Origin of the sequence: Actinoallomurus bryophytorum (genome assembly GCF_006716425.1) — a bacterium.
Classification (GTDB): Bacteria; Actinomycetota; Actinomycetes; order Streptosporangiales; family Streptosporangiaceae; genus Actinoallomurus; species Actinoallomurus bryophytorum.
Genome location: NZ_VFOZ01000003.1, coordinates 290,225 through 307,148, shown reverse-complemented (window position 1 = coordinate 307,148; position 16,924 = coordinate 290,225). Strand labels below are relative to the sequence as shown.

Below are 16,924 nucleotides of genomic sequence, written 5' to 3'. Positions count from 1 at the left end.
GGCGGTCTGGTTCGGTGTCCTGGGGCGAGCGAGAACGGGGTCCGAGCCGCCTGCCTTGACCCGTACCCCGCGCAGGCTCGAGGCGTCCGGGTCAGGGCAGGCGGAGGCGGTCGACGGCCTCGCGGCGGCGGCGCTGGGGACGCCGGTCATAGCGTGCCGTGGTGGCCGGGGAGGCGTGCCCGGCCAGTTGCTGGGCGGTGGCCAGGTCGACGCCCGCGTCGAGCAGCTCGCCGATGAACGTGCGGCGAAAGTCATGGGGCGTGTGCGGGGCGACCTCCGCCTGTTCGAGCCGGCGCGTCAGGATCCCGGCGATCGCCTGGCCCGTCGGGTGGGCGAGCCGCCCGTCCGTGCCCCGGCACCGGCCGCCCCTGCTGATCGGCGGGAACAGCGCCCCTGGCGTACGGCCGCGTACCGCGATCCAGGCGTCCAGGCGCGCCGCCGCCTCGACCGTCACGTAGACGAGGCGTTCCTTGCCGCGCTTGCCGCGCACGCGCAGGGACCGTTCGGACGGGTCGTAGTCCGCCAGTGCCAGGCCGGCGATCTCGGCGCGGCGCGCGCCCGTGGTGTACAGGACGGCCAGCAGCGCGCCGTCACGCGCACCCGCCGGTGAGGTGTCCGCCGCGCACACGGCCAGGACCGCGCCCAGCGCTTCGCCGGGAAGGTGGTGGCCCCGGGGGAGCCGCGATCCCTCCACCGACTGAAGGTCCGCGGCCCGCTGGTAGTCCTCGGCGCTCATCAGGCCCAGCCGCCAGCACTCGCGCAGCACCTGCCGCAACGCCACCAGATGCTTGTTGACCGACGCCGGTGAGTACGCCGGGCCGCCGTTCTCACCGGTACGGTTGCGCAGCTCGGCGCGGATCCGTGTCGTGTGCTCATAACGCAGCAGCCACCACGGCCGCCCGGCCCCGGTCACCGAAGCGTCCATCGCGATGATCCGCGCGATCCGGTCCAGGCATCCCCGCATCGTCCGGCGCGAGCCGGCACTGTCGAGCCGGTCCAGGTAGACGCGGTACGGGTCACGCTCGGGGTCATAGAGCAGCGGCGTCTCAGGACCGCCCCAGCCGTCGACCGCTCGCTCCCCACCGGCCGTGCGGCCGGTCACCGCCGGCGCGGCGGCCGAGGCGCCGCCCTTCCTCGCCACCGGTTCACGGCCCGGGGACAACTCCCCCGCATGCGTCGTCACCGGGCCGATCCTAGCGAAGTAACTTGCGGGAATCTACATTCTCGTGAGTTACTCACCATCATTTTTCTGGAGTTGTTATTTTCCAGAAACAGAAAATCAGAAAATGCTAGCCTGCGAGCGCACGACGAACTCCGAGAGAAAGGGCCTCCGTGGCGGTTGAGCGCACCGTCCTCAGCGGCGGCGTACGCCTGGCCGTCCACGACCACAGCGGAACGGGACGGCCGGTGGTGCTGCTCCACGGCCTGGCCGGCCACTCCGGCGAGTGGGACGCCACGGCCGCGTGGATGAGCGAGCGCCACCGGGTCATCGCCGTCGACCAGCGCGGTCAGGGCGCGAGCGAACGCCACCCCGCCGACGTCTCCCGCGCCGCCTACGTCGCGGACGTCATCGCCGTCATCGAAGTTCCGTACGGTGACCGGGCCGGCCATGGCAGCAGCATGCACGGGCACCCCGAACCACGACCCACGGAGGCCCGGACCGGCCACACGGCATGCCGGAACACCGACGACGGCGGGCCCGAGCCGGTGGTCCTGGTCGGGCAGTCGCTGGGCGGGCACACCGCGATGCTCGTGGCCGCGGCGCGGCCCGATCTCGTACGCGCGCTGGTGATGGTCGAGGCGAGTCCCGGCCTGCCCGACGCCGGCGGCGTGGCGGGGGTCGAACGCTGGCTCGCCTCATGGCCGGTGCCCTTCCCCTCCCCCGCCGCGGCGGCCCGGTTCTTCGGCGGCGGCGCGGCAGGCGCCGGATGGGCGGCCGGCCTGGAGGAACGCGAGGACGGCTGGTGGCCGCGGTTCGACCCCGCCCTCATGGTCCGGTCCCTGACCGACGCCTCCCCGCGTTCGTTCTGGCGCGAATGGGAGCAGGTGGCGTGTCCGACGCTCGTGGTCCTGGCCGAGTCCGGGATCATCCCGTCAGTGGACGCGGATGAGATGAGGCGCACCCGCCCGGACACGGTGATGGCGCACATCCCCGGGGCCGGGCACGACGTTCACCTGGAGGCACCCGGCCTGCTGCGGGCCGCCATCGAGGACTTCCTGGAGGCGCGGTGAGCACGGACCCGCCCGCTGCGCGTCCCCGCCGACCCGACCCGACATGTGAGAGGCCATGACCAGCGATACCCGGCAGGAGACCGACGAGGCCGAGCGGCCGTGCCGCTACTGCGGGCGGCCGGTACCCCAGCGATCCGGGCGCGGGCGGCCACGCGCGTACTGCCTGGACCGAGACTGCCAGGTCCGGGCCAAGCGTGACCGTGAGCTCCGCCGCACCGTACCCGGGCTGGAAGGTGCCCTCGCCAGGGCCGAGGACCTGTACGAGCGGATGGAGCAGGGTCTCGCCGCGGCGATCGCGCCACTCGCCTCCGCGCTGGACGCCGAGCTGTCCCCGCGCGGTGTGGAGGCACGGCTGAGCGCCGAACGCGCCGAGGCGCAGACACGCGTCGCCGCCGCCATCGCCGGCAGCGAGCAGGCCGCCGAACACGCCGAACACGCACGCGCCGAGGCCGACCAGGCCGACGAACGCGCCCAGGAGGCCGAGCGGCGGGCACTGCACGCCGAGGCCGAACGGTCCGCCGCGCAGGCCGAGGCCGAGCAGGCGACCGGCGAGGCGGAGCGGGTACGTTCCGAGGCAGGGCGTCTGGTCCGCCAGGCCGAGGCGGACGCCGAACGCGCCATCGAACAGGCGACGGCGCAGGCCGAGGCGCGGACGGCCGAGGCCGAGCGGCGCGCGGCCGAGCAGATCGCGTCCGCCGCGGCGGAGGTCACGCGCGCCACGAACGAGGCCGAGGCGGCACGCCGCGCCGCAGCCGACGCCGAACGCGCCGCCGAGCAGGCCGGACGCGACGCGGAACGCGCCGTACGCGAGGCCGAGCACGCCCGCGAGTCCCTGACCGAGGCGCGGGCGGCCATGGCGAAGGCCGAACGCGCCGAGTCGGCCGCGCAGGCACGCGCGGAGGCGGCCGAGGCCGCCCGCGACCGCGCCGAAGCACGCGCCGGCGCCGCCGACGCCGAGCGCGCCTCGGCGGTCGCCGCCCGCGACACCGCCCAGGCCGAGACCGAACGCCTCCGCGGCGAGACCGCCGGCGCACGCGAGTCCGCCGAACGGCTACGCCACGAGCTTGAGGAGGCACGCCTCGCTCTGCGCGCCGAACAGGCACGTACCAAAGACCTCGAACGCGAACGCGCCGCGGCCCGCGCCGACGCCGACGGCCAGCGCGAGCGGGCGGTCACCGCCGAGCTGCGCGCCCAGCCCGGCCCGGCCCCGACCGCGAGCCCATGACGGGCCCGGAGCCACCTTTCCTGGAGGGCTGACAGATGAGCGACATGGTTCACGCGCCCGCCGGAGCGCTGCGCGGTGTCTCCACCGGCACGGTGACGGCGTTCCGTGGCATCCCGTACGCCGGCGCCGAACGGTTCGCCGCGCCACGACCCGTCCCCACCTGGGAAGGCGTGCGGGACGCCGTCCGCATGGGCCCGGCGGCGCCGCAGCCGCCCTCCCGGCTGGAAGGGGTCATGGGGCCCGGCAGCGACCTCGACCAGGACGAGGACTGCCTGTCACTGAACGTCTGGACTCCGGGCGGGACCGGCCTGCCGGTGCTGGTCTGGCTGCACGGCGGCGCCTTCACCAGCGGTTCGGGCGCGGAGGCCTGGTACGACGGCGCCCTGCTGGCCGAGCGCGGGCGGCTGGTCGTCGTCACGGTCAACTACCGGCTGGGCGCCCTGGGATACCTGGACCTGTCGCCGGACTTCGCCCCGGCCAACCTCGGCCTGCTCGACCAGATCGCCGCGCTGGACTGGGTACGGGCGAACATCGCCGCGTTCGGCGGTGACCCGGAGCGCGTCACGCTCGCCGGTCAGTCCGCCGGAGCGCTGTCCGCCCTCGCGCTGTCGGGACACCCCGCGGGTCGCGACCTGTTCCAGCAGGTCATCCTGCAGAGCACACCGACCGGGGTCCCGCCGTACGACCCGCGAGAGGCGGCCGGGATCGGCCGCCGCCTGCTGGACGTCCTCGGCCTGGGCGCCGGCGAGGCGGAGCGGCTGCGGACCGTGCCCGTTCCCCGCGCGGCTGGTGGAAGAGGTGCAGCGCGCCTGGACGGGCTTCGTCCACACCGGTTCACCGGGCCGGCCCTCATTCCCCCACGTCAGGCACTTCGCGTAGGCGCCGGGCGGCCGAGAGTACGGGCACGTCGCGGAGGCGGGACTTGAGCGCTTTGCTCAGGCGGGAAGTTCGGTGATGCTGAGGGCGAAGTCCAGGTTCCCCACCCCGTGGTTGGCGAGGCCGACCGCGACCAGGCCCGCTCCCTCCAGCCAGTGCGCCATCGTCAGGCCGCCGACGTCCAGCGGGCGCAGCCCGAGGCTCTTGATGAACGTTTCCACACGTGCCTTGGCCTGCTCGCTGTCGCCGGCGATGAAGATGTCGGGCCGGCCCTTCTCCAGGACCTGGCGGAAGACGGTGTTGAACGCCTTCACCACGCCGGCGCTCGCAGGGGCCGCCTTGGCGACCTCCTGCGCGATGGAGGTCTCCTCGCGGTGGGCCAGCCCGTCGAACGTGGAATTGAAGGGATTGCTGATGTCGACGATGACCTTGCCCGCCAGAGCGTCTCCGTACTGGGCGACGACCGGCACGACACCGTCGTACAACAGAGCCATGATGACGATGTCCCCTGCCGGGGCGGTGCCCCATTCCCCCATCGTGGCGCCGCCGCCGAGAGCCTTGGCCAGGTCAGCGGCCTTGGACTGATCACGGCCCATGACCTCGACGGTGTTGCCGCCCGCTACCGCCCGCGTGCCGATGGTGCGGGCCATGTTCCCGGTGCCGATGATGCTGATGCTGCTCATGAGATGTCCTGCCCTGGTTGCGTGTCGTTCGGTTCAGATGGCGGTGGTGCCGCCGTCGGCGACGAGTTCCATGCCGTTGACGTAGCTGGAGTCGTCGGAGGCGAGGAAGAGGGCGGCGGTGGCGATCTCGTCGGGGCGGCCCATCTGGCCGCGGGGGATGAGGGACTCGAACTGGCGCTTGGTGGCCTCGTCGAAGAGTTCTTCCTGCTTGGCGGTGGCGACCTGGCCGGGGGTCAGGACATTGACGCGGATGCGGCGGTCCTTGAGCTCGTTGAGCCAGATGCGGGCCCATGCCTGCTGGACGGCCTTGCTGCCGGCGTAGACGCTCCAGCCGGGGAAGGCGCCGAGGGAGGCGTTGGAACCGGTCATGAGGATGGAGCCGCCGTCGTTGAAGAGCGGGAGGGCCTTCTGGACGGTGAACAGGGTGCCGCGGGCGTTGAGCCCGAACCAGGTGTCGAACTGGGCCTCGGTGATCTCGCCGAGCGGAGCGGGCTCGCCCCCGCCGGCGCTGGCCCACAGCACGTCGAGGCTTCCCTTCTCCCGCTTGACGGTGTCGTACAGGCGGTCCAGGTCGTCCAGGTCGGCGGCGTCGCCCTGGACGCCGGTGACGTTGCGGCCGATCTGCTTCACGGCCTCGTCCAGGGCGTCCTGGCGTCGGCCGGTGATGAAGACGTGCGCTCCCTCGTCGACGAACAGCTTCGCGCCGGCCAGTGCCATGCCGGTGGTGCCGCCGGTGATGACCGCTACCTTGCCGTCAAGCTTCCCCATAGTCGCTCCCGTGGGTCGGTGGTGCTGTGCGCACCTGGGGCGACGGTGTTATGTACACCGCCCTGTTTTCTTAACGTACGGGGCGGGCGGCCGGGACGCAAATTATGTACACTGGTCGTTACCTAGCCGCGGTACGATGGAGCCATGACGCAGTTGGAGAAGGGCCCCACGGGCCGCCGCCGCGGCCGGGGCGCCCGCGAGCGCATCATCAGCGCGTCCCAGCAGCTGTTCCGCGAGCAGGGCATCAACCGCACCGGCATGGACCAGCTCTGCGCGGCGGCCCAGGTGTCCAAGCGCACGGCCTACCAGCACTTCACCGGCAAGGACGAACTCGTCGCCGAGTACCTGCGCCGGTTCGACCCCTCCGTTCTGTCCGGCGTGTTCGACCGCACCGACCTCACGCCCCGCGAACGGCTCCTCGCCGCCTTCGACATCCCCCCCGCCACTCCCCTGTGCCCCTACATCGCCGCCACCGTCGAGCTGCACGACCCCGAGCACCCCGCATCCCAGTACGCACGCGACTACAAGAAGGCCGTCGCCGCGCGGCTCGCCGACACCGCCCGCGAAGCCGGCGCCGCCGACCCCGAACAGCTCGGCGAGCAGCTCGCGCTGCTCATCGACGGCGCCGCGGCCCGCACCAGGGTCCTCAACGCCGACGCCTTCCCCACCGCCGCCGCCACCGCCGCCGTCCTCATCGACAACGCCATCCCCGCCACAGCCGGCGATGACCGGTGACCGAGACCGAAGGACGTGTCGAGTCGACGTGGCACCTCACCGCCGGGCTGGACGCGAGGGGAAAGGGAGAACGGTGCAGCCGAGTTACGCCAGGCCGGCGATGTGCATGAGCGCGCTCTGACACGGATGTTTCTCAGACCCCTGCACGCGGCGGGGCGACGGCTCACTGGAACGGCCGTACCTCGATCTTTCGATCGCAGACCTTCGACGCCTCGGCGGCGAGCTTGAGGACCACGTCCAGATCGGGGGCCTCCCACACCCAGACGCCGGCGAGGTACTCCTTCGACTCCACGAAAGGTCCGTCGCTGAAGACCGCCTGCTCGCCCCGGTTGTCGATGACCGTGGCCGCGTCGGTGTCCGCGAGTCCCCCCGCGAAAACCCAGTAGCCCTCGGCGATCAGTCGTTCGTTGAACACGCTGATGGCAGGCTGCCTGTCCGTGCTGCCGGGATTGCTCTTGTCATCGATCACGGAAACCAGGTAACGCATCTGAAGATCATCTCCTGTGGGTGTAAGACGGCATGGTTCGGTGGTCAGGGACTTCAAGCCGTCGGCGCATACTCCGGGCGCCCGGCCGGCCGGAAGACCTGGATCGTCACGCCCTTGGAGTCGACGCGCGACTCGACCAGGTCCAGCGCGAGATCCGGGCCCGCATCGGGGAACAACCGAGTGCCCTGGCCGACGACCACCGGGACGGTGATCAGGGTCATCTCGTCGACCAGATCGTTGTCCAGCAGCCACCGGGCCAGGATGCCACTGCCGTGCACCTGCAGCTCACCCCCCTGCCGGGCCTTCAGCTCTCGGACCGCGGCCGCGATGTCGCCGGACAGGACGGTCGTGAACAGCCACGCCGGATCGGTGAGCGTGGCCGACGCCACGTACTTGGGCCGGGTGTTCAACGCCTCCACGACGGACTCCCAGCCCGGGGCGTCCTGGGCCGTCAGGGTCCCCCATGAGCCGGCGAACAGCTCGTAGGTCCGCCGGCCGAACAGGAACGCCTCGGCGCGCCGGTAAGTCTGGTTGATGAACGCGTGAGTCTCGCGGTCGCCCTTCCCCCGGGCCCATCCGCCGCGCTCGAACCCGTTCCTGCGGTCCTCATCCGACGCGCCGCCGTTCCCCTGCATCACTCCATCGATGGTGACCTGAGTCATGGTCGTCAGCTTCATGATCGCGGTTCCTCTGCCAGGGTGCGCCGCCCCTCACGGGCGGCCTCACCCCTGCTACGAACTCCACCACGGCGATCCGACACCGTCTCCCGGACTTCTTCAAAGAACTTTCCGGGACGCGCACGCGAGGGCATCACGCGCCCCACAGACGGACGAACTAGGCGAAATGTGTGGAATGTCCTGTATCGCACCAACCAAGAGTTGACATTTTTTGCCCAGAAGGCGGGCGTTGGCCCTATCTTCGTCCTTTCGGCAAAAGACCGGCGGTGCACACGAGATCATGATCTTCAGTACGATCTCGGCCTGCGCGAAATATGGAACCGCCTGGTCCCGCCCCCGCCCCGGTCGGCCATCGAATGGCCAACGGACAATTAACCCCCGAATGGAGCCCGCTATGTTTCGAGCGCGTTTCGTAACGGCCACAATGGCCGTCGCCGCGTTGAGCGCCTCGCTGTCGGCATGCAGCAACACCGAGGATTCGACGCAGCCAAAGCAGAGCCAGGTGGCCGTCGCCAAGGACAGCGCCCTCGCCGCGATGGTCCCGGCGCGCTTCAAGGGCGGAGTCAACGTCGCCAGCGGCGTCTACGCGCCCATGGAGATGCTGACCGAGAGCGGGAAGTTCACCGGCTTCGACTACGACCTGGGGCAGGCGATCGGAGGCAAGCTCGGCATCGGCTTCCGCTTCGAGAACCAGGACTTCGACACCATCATCCCGTCGCTGCAGTCGGGCAAGCACAACATCATCATCAACGGGATGAACGACACCGCCGAGCGTCAGAAGACGCTCGACTTCGTCGACTACTTCCACGCCGGCATGGCCATTCTCGTCAAGAAGGGCAACCCCGACCACGTCGGCACGGTGCTCGACCTGTGCGGCAAGTCGGTCGCCGTCGCCAAGGCGACGGTCCAGTCGGACCTGATGAAGACCGAGTCCCGCAAGTGCCCCGGGGTCGGCAAGCCGGCGATGAAGCTCGTCGAAGTGCCGGCCGAGACCGACGCGCAGCTCGCCGTACGTGCGAGCAAGGCCACCGCGGACGTGCTCGACGCGGCTCCGGCGGAGTACGCCGCGGTCACGGCCGGCAGCGGCAAGCTCTTCGAGGTCGTCCACGACAGCCAGCACCCCGGCGGGTACGCGCCGGTCAACACGGGCATCGGCGTGCTCAAGAAGGACCATGACCTGACGCTGGCCCTGCAGGCCGCGCTGAAGTCGCTGATCCAGGACGGCACGTACAAACAGATGCTCGCCAAGTACAAGCTCACGCCCTACGCCATCGACGCCGCACTGATCAACGGCAAGGCATGAGCGGTAAGGCCATCAGCACCGAACACGGAGCCGGGCAGGCCGCCACGCCGTCGCCCGCGGACGATGACGTGGCGGCCATGCCGCTGCGGCACACGGGCCGCTGGGTCGCCGCGGCGGCCCTGCTGGTCGTGTTCGGCGGCACGCTGGCGTCGTTCTGGCGCAACCCCAACATCGACCACACTGTCGTCGCGAAATACCTGTTCGACACGCGCATCCTGAGCGGCGTGGGCCTGACGGTCACCCTGACGGCGACCTCGATGATCCTGGCGACCATGCTCGCCGTCCTCCTGGCGGTGATGCGGCTCTCGACCAACCCGGTCCTGCGGGTCCTGTCCTGGGTCTACGTCTGGTTCTTCCGCGGGACGCCGCTGCTGGTGCAGGTCGTCTTCTGGGGATACCTCGGGCTGCTGTACTCGCGGCTGAGCATCGGGATCCCGTTCACCTCGATCACCTTCGCCTCGGCGAACACCAGCACGATCATCACCGCGTTCGTCGCGGGTCTGCTGGCGCTCGGGCTGAACGAGGCCGCGTACGCATCCGAGATCGTCCGCGCCGGCCTGCTCTCGGTCGACGCGGGGCACATCGAGGCGGCCTACTCGCTGGGCATGTCGCCGACGTACACGCTGCGGCGCATCATCCTGCCCCAGGCCATGCGCGTGATCATCCCGCCGATGGGCAACGAGACCATCTCGATGCTGAAGAACACCGCGCTGCTGGAACTCATCGCCGTGCACGAGCTGTACACACGGACGAGCCAGATCTCGGCGCAGAACCTCAGCCAGGTCGAGCTGCTCATCGTCGCGAGCGCGTGGTACCTGGCCATGACGACGGTGCTCTCGATACCGCAGTACTACCTCGAACGCAGGTTCGGCCGCGGCACCGCCCGGCGGCCACCGACGTCCCCGTGGAAGCAGATCCGGCTGCGGTACCAGGCCGCGCGGGTACGGCTGCGCACCGTCGCACGAACCGACTCAGGCATGGGGAGCCCCTCATGAACACGGCGGGAGCCGCACCGATCGTCGAGGCCCGCAGCGTGCAGAAGCACTTCGGGCCGAACCACGTGCTCAAGGGCATCGACCTGACCATCGAGCGCGGGCAGGTGCTCTGCCTGCTCGGCCCGTCGGGCTCGGGCAAGTCGACGTTCCTGCGCTGCATCAACCATCTGGAGAAGATCGACGGCGGCCGCATCTACGTCGACGGCGAGCTGATGGGCTACACCGAGCGGGGCGGCCGCGCGCGGGAGATGAAGCCACGCGAGGTCTCGGCGCAGCGCCGCGGCATCGGGATGGTCTTCCAGCGGTTCAACCTCTTCCCGCATCTCACCGCGCTGGGCAACATCATCGAGGCGCCGGTCGGCGTCGCGAAGAAACGCCCGTCCGAGGCGCGTGCCCGCGGGATGCAGCTGCTGGAACAGGTCGGGCTCGGCGATCGCGCCGACGCCTATCCGAGCCAGCTGTCCGGCGGGCAGCAGCAGCGGGTGGCGATCGCCCGCGCGCTGGCGATGGATCCCAAACTGATGCTCTTCGACGAGCCGACCTCGGCGCTGGACCCCGAGCTCGTCGGCGACGTCCTGAACGTCATGCGGGACCTGGCCCAGACCGGGATGACGATGATCGTGGTGACCCACGAGATCGGCTTCGCCCGCGAGGCCGCCGACAAGGTCGCCTTCATGGACGACGGCCAGATCGTGGAGTCGGGAACGCCCGACCAGGTCATCAACAACCCGCAGCACGCGCGCACGACCAGTTTCCTCAAGAGCGTGCTGTAACCCGTCGCGTACGAGTCCGAAAGGGGGTCCCGCGGGACCCCCTTTCGGACCGGCCGGACCCGGTCAGCCGGGCGGAAGGGGCTCAGGGTCGCCTTTCCGCGGGGTGACCAATGGCCGCGAGCAGGGACCGGCCGCCGGCGCCGCCCGGTTCGCTCGTGATGTCGCTGTCGCGCACCGTTGCCAGACCCGCGACGAGCTCGTCGATCGGGGACGTCATGTCAGATCACTCTCCTGAAGAACGGACACCGCGGCGGCAGGCCGGTCGACGCCCGCGGACCGCAGGGCGCGCGCGAAGCGTTTGCGCGCCCGGTGCAGGCGAACGCCCACGGCGTTTGACGAGCAACCGAGCGTCGTCGCGATCTCGGCGTGGGAGAGGCCTTCCCAGGCCACGAGCGCGAGGAGTTCACGATCGCGGTCCGGCAGGCGGTCGAAGACCTCGGCGACCGCCGAGTCCTCCCGCGGCGGCGGCGCACCGGCCGCCAGCTCCGCGATCAACGCCGCCGTCTTCAGCGTGTGACGCCGTGCCCCGGGTCCCTCGACACCTGACCTCCTGGAACATGTGACCTTTTGGTGGACACCTGTCACATGTCCGGACCCCGCCGGAATCTTTCACCCCGTGGCCGGCCCGCTCGGCTCGGCGGTGTCGCCCGGCGTCGCCACGGCTTTGGTGTGGAGGACCTCGCGGGCCTGCTCCGCGGCCCGCGTCATGCTCTCGCTGACGAAGTCGACGAAACGGGCGATGTTCTCCAGGCGGACGGCGGCCGGGGTGCCGGGGCCGAGGATGCCCGCGCCCTTCCGTGCGGCCTCGATGACCTGGGCGAGGGACCGGGCGCTGGCGACCATCGCCTCGTACCAGATGTCGTCGTCGACGACGTAGCGGTCGCGGCGGCGTTCGTCGCGTTCCCGGCGGACGAGGCCCTGGCTTTCGAGGAACGTGATCGCCTTGGAGATGGACGCCGGGCTGACCTGGAGGCGCTGGACGAGCTCGGCCGCGGTGAGGCTGCCCGTGTCGGTGGTGTAGAGGCAGGCCTGCACCCGGGCCATCATCTTGGGCGTGCCCGCCTGCATCAGGACGGTGGTGAACAACTCCTCGTACTCGCGTACGGCCTCGGGGTCGCGTCCGTGGGGCTGGGGGAACGCCTCCGGTCCCCGGGGCGCGGCCTCCCTGCGCCGGTGGGTACGGCGTTCGGTGGCGCGGTGGGCCAGGTCCGCCCGGTAGGCGGTGGGGCCGCCGTTGCGCATCACCTCACGCGTGATCGTGGAGGTGGGGCGGTCGAGACGCCTGGCGATCTCCGCGTAGGCGAGGCCGTCGGCCAGCCCCAGCGCGATCTGCTGGCGTTCCTGCTGAGTGAGCCTGCCTCCCGGCATCGCGACCTCCATCGTGTCCCTGAATGCCGCCAAGATAGCGTTCACCTCCAATCCATTGCAACAAACGGGGGGACGGTTGTTGCATTAAATTCGAGGCTACTGCAACGATCTTGAGGCGTTCACCTGTGTAAATAAGGTATTCACGCAACGAGGATGTTGCCGAGTATTGAAATGCAACGTAGCGTTTCCAGTGTTCGAAACAACGAGCCGCAGGAGCGCATCATGCAGAAGTTCGAGACCCCCGCCCCGATCTCCGCCGTCCTGAACGTCCCCGCCGGGCGCGTCCGGTTCATCGCCGCCGACCGGGCCGACACCGCGGTCGAGGTCCTGCCCGCGGACGCCGCGAAGGGCCGCGACGTCAAGGCCGCCGAGCAGACCACGGTCGACTACCGCGACGGCGTGCTGCGGATCGAGACGCCGGCGAAGAACCAGCCCTTCGGCCCCTCCGGATCCGTCGAGGTGACGGTCCGGCTGCCCGCCGGTTCCCGCGTCGAGGCGAAGACGGGCAGCGCCGAGCTCCGGGCCGTCGGACGCCTCGGCGACGTCGCCTTCGAAGGCGCATACCGCCAGATCAAGATCGACGAGGCCGCGGGCGTCCGCCTCACCGCGGTCGACGGCGACGTCGAGGTCGGCCGGCTGGGCGGCCCCGCGGAGATCAGCACCGCGAGGGGCGACATCCGGATCACCGAGGCCGTACGCGGCGCGGTCGTGCTCCGTACCCGGTCCGGCGACATCTCGGTCGGCGCCGCCGCCGGTGTCTCGGCCTCCCTGGACGCCGGCACCGGCCACGGCCGCGTCAGCAACGCGCTCAAGAACGACGGCACCGCCGAGCTGGGCATCCGCGCCACCACCTCGCGCGGCGACATCAACGCCCGCAGCCTGTGACCTGCGGCCCCCACCCGGACAGGGCCGTCAGACCAACGGGTCTGACGGCCCTGAGCCGTGGAGGGCCGGCCACGGGGACCTCAGGTGAGGTTGGGGCGCAGCCAGCGGCGGACCTCGGAGGGGTCCTGGCCCCGCCGTACGGCGTAGTCGTCCGCCTGGTCCTCGCCGATCCGCCCGACGGTGAAGTAACGCGACGAGGGGTGGGCGAACAGCAGGCCGCTGACACTGGCGGCCGGCGTCATCGCGAACGACTCGGTCAGGTCCATGCCGATCCGGTCGGTGTCGAGCAGGTCGAACAGCTCGCGCTTCAGGGTGTGGTCGGGGCTGGCCGGGTAGCCGAAGGCCGGCCGGATCCCGCGGAAACGCTCGGCGTGCAGGTCCTCCAACGCCGGCTCGGCGTCCGGCTCGAACCAGTCGCGCCGCGCCTGCAGGTGGGCCCACTCGGCGAACGCCTCGGCGAGACGGTCCGCCAGCGCCTTGACCATGATGGCCTTGTAGTCGTCCTGCTGGGCCTCGTAGACGCCGGCGAGGGCCTCGGCGCCCTGTACGGACACCGCGAAACCGCCGACATGGTCACCGGCCGGCGCCACGTAGTCCGCAAGGCAGCGGTTCGGGCGGCCTTCGGGCTTGACCGTCTGCTGGCGCAGCATCGGCACGCGCAGCAGATCCCGCCCGGAAGCCGCCTCGATGAGGATGTCGTCGCCCTCGGAGTGGGCGGGCCAGAACCCGTAGACGCCACGGGCCTGGAGCAGGCCACCCGAGACGATCTCATCGAGCAGGGCGTTGCCCTCGTCGAAGAGCTCGCGGGCCTCGGGCATGTCCAGGATGGCGGGGTACTTGCCCTTCAGCTCCCAGGCGAGGAAGAAGAACTGCCAGTCGATCATCTCGCGGAGTTCTTTCAGGCCGGGCTCGACCTGGCGGATGCCGGTGAAGGCGGGCGTGGGCAGGTCCTCGAAGGTGACGCGCTCGGGGTTGGCGCGGGCCTTGGCGAGGGGCATCAGGGGACGCTGCCGACGGTTCTCGTGCTGTACGCGGAGCCGCGCCTGGTCGGCCCGGTTGGCCACGTCCAGCTGCTCGGCCCGGTCGGTGTCGAGCAGATCGGAGACGACGCCGACCACACGCGACGCGTCGAGCACGTGGACCGTCGTACGGTCATAGGCCGGCGCGATCCGTACGGCCGTGTGCTGGCGGGAGGTCGTGGCGCCGCCGATCAGCAGCGGGATCTTCAGGCCGCGGCGCTGCATCTCGGTCGCGACGGAGACCATCTCGTCCAGAGACGGGGTGATCAGCCCGGACAGGCCGACGGCGTCGGCGCCCTCGGCGACCGCGGTGTCCAAGATCTTGGCGGCCGGGACCATCACCCCCAGGTCCAGCACCTCGTAGTTGTTGCAGCCCAGCACGACGCCCACGATGTTCTTGCCGATGTCGTGCACGTCGCCCTTGACGGTCGCGAGCACCACCTTGCCGTTGCCGCGGGCGTTCTCCTCGTCGGACCGGCCCGCCTTGTCGGCCTCGATGAACGGCTCGAGGTAGGCGACGGACCGCTTCATCACGCGGGCGCTCTTGACCACCTGGGGAAGGAACATCTTGCCCGCCCCGAACAGGTCACCCACGATCTTCATGCCGTCCATCAGCGGCCCCTCGATCACCTCCAGGGGGCGGTCGGCCACCAGGCGCGCCTCTTCGGTGTCGGCCTCGATGAAGTCGACGATGCCGTGCACCAGGGCGTGGGAGAGCCGCTTCTCCACCGGCCCCTCACGCCAGGACAGGTCGACGACGCGCTGCGTGCCGGAGCCGGTGACGGTCTCGGCGAAGGTCACCAGCCGGTCGGTGGCGTCCTCGCGCCGGTCGAAGAGCACGTCTTCGACGAGCTCGAGCAGGTCGGCCGGGATGTCCTGGTAGACGGCGAGCTGCCCGGCGTTGACGATGCCCATGTCCAGGCCGGCGCGTACGGCGTGGAACAGGAACGCCGAGTGCATCGCCTCACGTACGACGTTGTTGCCGCGGAAGGAGAACGACAGGTTGGAGATGCCGCCGCTGGTCCGCGCGCCCGGGCAGCGCTCCTTGATGAGCGGCAGCGCGTTCAGGAACGCCTTGGCGTACCCGTTGTGCTCGGCGATCCCGGTGGCGACCGCCAGGACGTTCGGGTCGAAGACGATGTCGCCGGGGGCGAAGCCGGCCTGCTGGGTGAGCAGGTCATAGGCACGGCCGCAGATCGAGACCTTGCGTTCGGTGGTGTCGGCCTGGCCCTGCTCGTCGAAGGCCATCACCACGACGCCGGCGCCGTACGACTTGATCTTGCGGGCCTGCTCGAGGAAGGAGTCCTCGCCCTCTTTGAGGCTGATGGAGTTGACGACGCCCTTGCCCTGGACGCACTTGAGCCCGGCCTCCAGGACGCTCCACCGCGAACTGTCGATCATGATCGGGAGGCGTGCGACCTCCGGCTCGGTGGCGACCAGGTTCAAGAACGTGGTCATGGCCTCCACGCTGTCGAGCAGGTCGGCGTCCATGTTGACGTCGAGCAGGTTCGCGCCGCCGCGTACCTGCTCCAGCGCGACGTCCACGGCGGCCTGGTAGTCGTCGGCCTCGACCAGTTTGCGGAACCGGGCCGAGCCGGTCACGTTGGTGCGCTCACCGATCATGACGAAGCCGGTGTCGGGGCCGATCTCGAAGGTCTCCAGGCCGCTGAAGCGGGTGCCGGTGGCGGGCGGCGGCACGGGCCGGGGCGCCATACCGGCGACCGCGGCGGCGATCTTGGCGATGTGCTCGGGCGACGTGCCGCAGCAGCCGCCGACGATGTTGACCAGGCCGGATCCGGCGAACTCCCCGAGCAGACCGGCGGTCTCCTCCGGTGTCTGGTCATAGCCGCCGAAGGCGTTGGGCAGACCCGCGTTGGGGTGGCTGGCGACGTAGACGCCGGCGAGCCGCGACAGCTCGGCGACGTGCGGGCGCATCTCTTCGGCGCCCAGCGAGCAGTTCACCCCGACGACCAGCGGGTCGGCGTGCTCGATCGAGGCCCAGAACGCCTCGACGGTCTGGCCCGACAGCGTGCGGCCGCTCAGGTCGACGATCGTCACCGAGATCCACAGCGGCAGCTGCGGCGCGACCTCGCGGGCGGCGGCGATCGCGGCCTTGGCGTTCAGGGTGTCGAAGATCGTCTCGATGAGCAGCAGGTCGACGCCGCCCTCGGCCAGCGCCTGCATCTGCTCGGCGTAGGCGGCCTTCACCTCGTCGAAGGTCACCGCGCGGAACGCCGGGTCCTCCACCCTCGGCGACAGCGACAACGTCACGTTCAGCGGGCCGACCGATCCGGCCACCAGCCGCCCGCCCGCCTCGTCGGCGGCTTGGCGTGCCAGCTGCGCGCCCCGCAGGTTCATCTCCCGCACGAGGTCCTGCAGGCCGTAGTCGGACTGGCCGATGGAGGTCGCCGTGAACGTGTTGGTCGTGGTGATGTCCGCGCCGGCCGCCAGATACTGCCGGTGGACGTCCAGCACCACGTCGGGCCGGGTGAGGTTCAACAGGTCCGGATCGCCGGTCACGTCCTGCGGATGATCGGTGAACCGGTCGCCGCGGTAGTCGGCCGGGGTGAGCTCGGCTCCCTGCAGCATCGTGCCCCAGGCGCCGTCCAGCACCACGACACGCTCGTCCAGCAACCTACGCAGGGCACCCGTCGCCTCGCGCTGGGCGTTGACGGACTCGATCATCAGGCCACCTCCCGTATCGGGAGGCGCCCTTACCGTTACATGGCAGGCCGAGCGTGGCGGACCCTCGGGTCCGTTGCAGCGCCTCTCGACCTACGACCCCTAGATTACCGAGAAGTCCCGGCTTTCACATCCGACCGGCACCGAATGGCGAACCCCGGACACGGCGGGGGGTACGGACTGACGTTCATGGGTCGCGGCACCGGAGCGGCGCTC

17 protein-coding genes and 1 riboswitch are annotated in these 16,924 nt (G+C 70.6%); of the genes, 8 read left to right on the top strand and 9 right to left on the bottom strand.

Going from position 1 to position 16,924, the window contains the following annotated elements:
* Positions 1-91: 91 nt before the first annotated feature.
* The gene (locus FB559_RS42770; RefSeq protein WP_246122930.1) at positions 92-1,183 is read right to left on the bottom strand and encodes a tyrosine-type recombinase/integrase; all 1,092 of its coding nucleotides are present in this window, start codon (positions 1,181-1,183) and stop codon (positions 92-94) included.
* A 149-nt stretch (positions 1,184-1,332) separates the two neighbouring features.
* Between FB559_RS42770 and FB559_RS42765 the strand changes: the two genes are divergently transcribed.
* From FB559_RS42765 to FB559_RS42755, 3 genes are read left to right on the top strand one after another with little or no spacing between them, the layout of a single operon-like run.
* On the top strand, positions 1,333-2,232 hold the full coding sequence (locus tag FB559_RS42765) for an alpha/beta fold hydrolase (protein WP_141963850.1): 900 nt from the start codon (positions 1,333-1,335) through the stop codon (positions 2,230-2,232).
* 55 nt (positions 2,233-2,287) lie between these two features.
* Positions 2,288-3,457 carry a coiled-coil domain-containing protein gene (locus tag FB559_RS42760; protein WP_141963848.1) on the top strand — a complete coding sequence of 390 codons (1,170 nt, stop codon included), beginning with the start codon at positions 2,288-2,290 and terminating at the stop codon, positions 3,455-3,457.
* 35 nt (positions 3,458-3,492) lie between these two features.
* Entirely contained in the window at positions 3,493-4,383 is an 891-nt protein-coding gene (locus FB559_RS42755; RefSeq protein WP_141963846.1) for a carboxylesterase family protein, read from the top strand.
* A 9-nt stretch (positions 4,384-4,392) separates the two neighbouring features.
* On the opposite strand, the gene FB559_RS42750 is transcribed toward FB559_RS42755, so the two are convergent.
* Positions 4,393-5,016 (bottom strand): NADPH-dependent F420 reductase, encoded by a 624-nt coding sequence (locus FB559_RS42750; protein WP_141963844.1) that lies wholly within the window; start codon positions 5,014-5,016, stop codon positions 4,393-4,395.
* Between the two features lie 33 nt (positions 5,017-5,049).
* A complete protein-coding gene (locus tag FB559_RS42745; protein WP_037738440.1) occupies positions 5,050-5,784 on the bottom strand; it encodes an SDR family NAD(P)-dependent oxidoreductase in 735 nt (244 codons plus the stop codon).
* A 144-nt stretch (positions 5,785-5,928) separates the two neighbouring features.
* Between FB559_RS42745 and FB559_RS42740 the strand changes: the two genes are divergently transcribed.
* Positions 5,929-6,519 carry a TetR/AcrR family transcriptional regulator gene (locus FB559_RS42740; RefSeq protein ID WP_141963842.1) on the top strand — a complete coding sequence of 197 codons (591 nt, stop codon included), beginning with the start codon at positions 5,929-5,931 and terminating at the stop codon, positions 6,517-6,519.
* Between the two features lie 163 nt (positions 6,520-6,682).
* Here the strand turns inward: FB559_RS42740 and FB559_RS42735 are convergent, their stop codons facing one another.
* Together FB559_RS42735 and FB559_RS42730 are read right to left on the bottom strand one after the other, a co-directional pair.
* Positions 6,683-7,006, bottom strand: coding sequence for a YciI family protein (locus FB559_RS42735; protein ID WP_141963840.1), 324 nt, complete (start codon positions 7,004-7,006; stop codon positions 6,683-6,685).
* A gap of 53 nt (positions 7,007-7,059) precedes the next feature.
* On the bottom strand, positions 7,060-7,683 hold the full coding sequence (locus FB559_RS42730; RefSeq protein ID WP_141963838.1) for a dihydrofolate reductase family protein: 624 nt from the start codon (positions 7,681-7,683) through the stop codon (positions 7,060-7,062).
* A 439-nt stretch (positions 7,684-8,122) separates the two neighbouring features.
* On the opposite strand from FB559_RS42730, the gene FB559_RS42725 reads away from it, so the two are divergent.
* The 3 genes from FB559_RS42725 to FB559_RS42715 are packed head-to-tail and all read left to right on the top strand — an operon-like array spanning position 8,123 to position 10,754.
* The gene (locus FB559_RS42725) at positions 8,123-8,986 is read left to right on the top strand and encodes an ABC transporter substrate-binding protein (protein WP_185792760.1); all 864 of its coding nucleotides are present in this window, start codon (positions 8,123-8,125) and stop codon (positions 8,984-8,986) included.
* Positions 8,983-9,981: an amino acid ABC transporter permease gene (locus FB559_RS42720; protein WP_141963834.1), complete on the top strand. Its 999-nt coding sequence runs from the start codon at positions 8,983-8,985 to the stop codon at positions 9,979-9,981. The genes FB559_RS42725 and FB559_RS42720 overlap by 4 nt, the downstream gene beginning before the upstream one ends.
* The gene (locus tag FB559_RS42715; protein WP_141963832.1) at positions 9,978-10,754 is read left to right on the top strand and encodes an amino acid ABC transporter ATP-binding protein; all 777 of its coding nucleotides are present in this window, start codon (positions 9,978-9,980) and stop codon (positions 10,752-10,754) included. Before FB559_RS42720 ends, FB559_RS42715 begins: the two co-directional genes overlap by 4 nt.
* 82 nt (positions 10,755-10,836) lie before the next feature.
* Here the strand turns inward: FB559_RS42715 and FB559_RS46380 are convergent, their stop codons facing one another.
* The 3 genes from FB559_RS46380 to FB559_RS42705 form a co-directional block, all read right to left on the bottom strand.
* Entirely contained in the window at positions 10,837-10,971 is a 135-nt protein-coding gene (locus FB559_RS46380) for a hypothetical protein (protein ID WP_281286374.1), read from the bottom strand.
* Positions 10,968-11,249, bottom strand: coding sequence for an RNA polymerase sigma factor (locus FB559_RS46025; RefSeq protein ID WP_342781062.1), 282 nt, complete (start codon positions 11,247-11,249; stop codon positions 10,968-10,970). The genes FB559_RS46380 and FB559_RS46025 overlap by 4 nt, the downstream gene beginning before the upstream one ends.
* 114 nt (positions 11,250-11,363) lie before the next feature.
* Positions 11,364-12,122, bottom strand: a complete 759-nt coding sequence (locus FB559_RS42705; RefSeq protein ID WP_141964175.1) for a GbsR/MarR family transcriptional regulator — start codon at positions 12,120-12,122, stop codon at positions 11,364-11,366.
* Between the two features lie 222 nt (positions 12,123-12,344).
* Between FB559_RS42705 and FB559_RS42700 the strand changes: the two genes are divergently transcribed.
* Positions 12,345-13,007, top strand: coding sequence for a DUF4097 family beta strand repeat-containing protein (locus FB559_RS42700; RefSeq protein WP_141963828.1), 663 nt, complete (start codon positions 12,345-12,347; stop codon positions 13,005-13,007).
* Positions 13,008-13,087: 80 nt separating this feature from the next.
* Here FB559_RS42700 and metH read toward each other — a convergent pair whose 3' ends face one another.
* Entirely contained in the window at positions 13,088-16,711 is a 3,624-nt protein-coding gene (metH, locus tag FB559_RS42695; RefSeq protein WP_141963826.1) for a methionine synthase, read from the bottom strand.
* A 14-nt stretch (positions 16,712-16,725) separates the two neighbouring features.
* Positions 16,726-16,804, bottom strand: a riboswitch (S-adenosyl-L-homocysteine riboswitch).
* Positions 16,805-16,924: the final 120 nt, after the last annotated feature.

Excerpts from the sequence above, each read along its gene's own strand:
- FB559_RS42750 (WP_141963844.1), bottom strand. The coding sequence starts at position 5,016 with ATGAGCAGCATCAGCATCATCGGCACCGGGAACATGGCCCGCACCATC.
- FB559_RS46380 (WP_281286374.1), bottom strand. The coding sequence starts at position 10,971 with ATGACGTCCCCGATCGACGAGCTCGTCGCGGGTCTGGCAACGGTGCGC.
- FB559_RS42740 (WP_141963842.1), top strand. The coding sequence starts at position 5,929 with ATGACGCAGTTGGAGAAGGGCCCCACGGGCCGCCGCCGCGGCCGGGGC.
- metH (WP_141963826.1), bottom strand. The coding sequence starts at position 16,711 with ATGATCGAGTCCGTCAACGCCCAGCGCGAGGCGACGGGTGCCCTGCGT.
- FB559_RS42720 (WP_141963834.1), top strand. The coding sequence starts at position 8,983 with ATGAGCGGTAAGGCCATCAGCACCGAACACGGAGCCGGGCAGGCCGCC.
- FB559_RS42755 (WP_141963846.1), top strand. The coding sequence starts at position 3,493 with ATGAGCGACATGGTTCACGCGCCCGCCGGAGCGCTGCGCGGTGTCTCC.
- FB559_RS42730 (WP_141963838.1), bottom strand. The coding sequence starts at position 7,683 with ATGAAGCTGACGACCATGACTCAGGTCACCATCGATGGAGTGATGCAG.
- FB559_RS42735 (WP_141963840.1), bottom strand. The coding sequence starts at position 7,006 with ATGCGTTACCTGGTTTCCGTGATCGATGACAAGAGCAATCCCGGCAGC.
- FB559_RS42745 (WP_037738440.1), bottom strand. The coding sequence starts at position 5,784 with ATGGGGAAGCTTGACGGCAAGGTAGCGGTCATCACCGGCGGCACCACC.
- FB559_RS42715 (WP_141963832.1), top strand. The coding sequence starts at position 9,978 with ATGAACACGGCGGGAGCCGCACCGATCGTCGAGGCCCGCAGCGTGCAG.
- FB559_RS42705 (WP_141964175.1), bottom strand. The coding sequence starts at position 12,122 with ATGCCGGGAGGCAGGCTCACTCAGCAGGAACGCCAGCAGATCGCGCTG.
- FB559_RS42760 (WP_141963848.1), top strand. The coding sequence starts at position 2,288 with ATGACCAGCGATACCCGGCAGGAGACCGACGAGGCCGAGCGGCCGTGC.
- FB559_RS42700 (WP_141963828.1), top strand. The coding sequence starts at position 12,345 with ATGCAGAAGTTCGAGACCCCCGCCCCGATCTCCGCCGTCCTGAACGTC.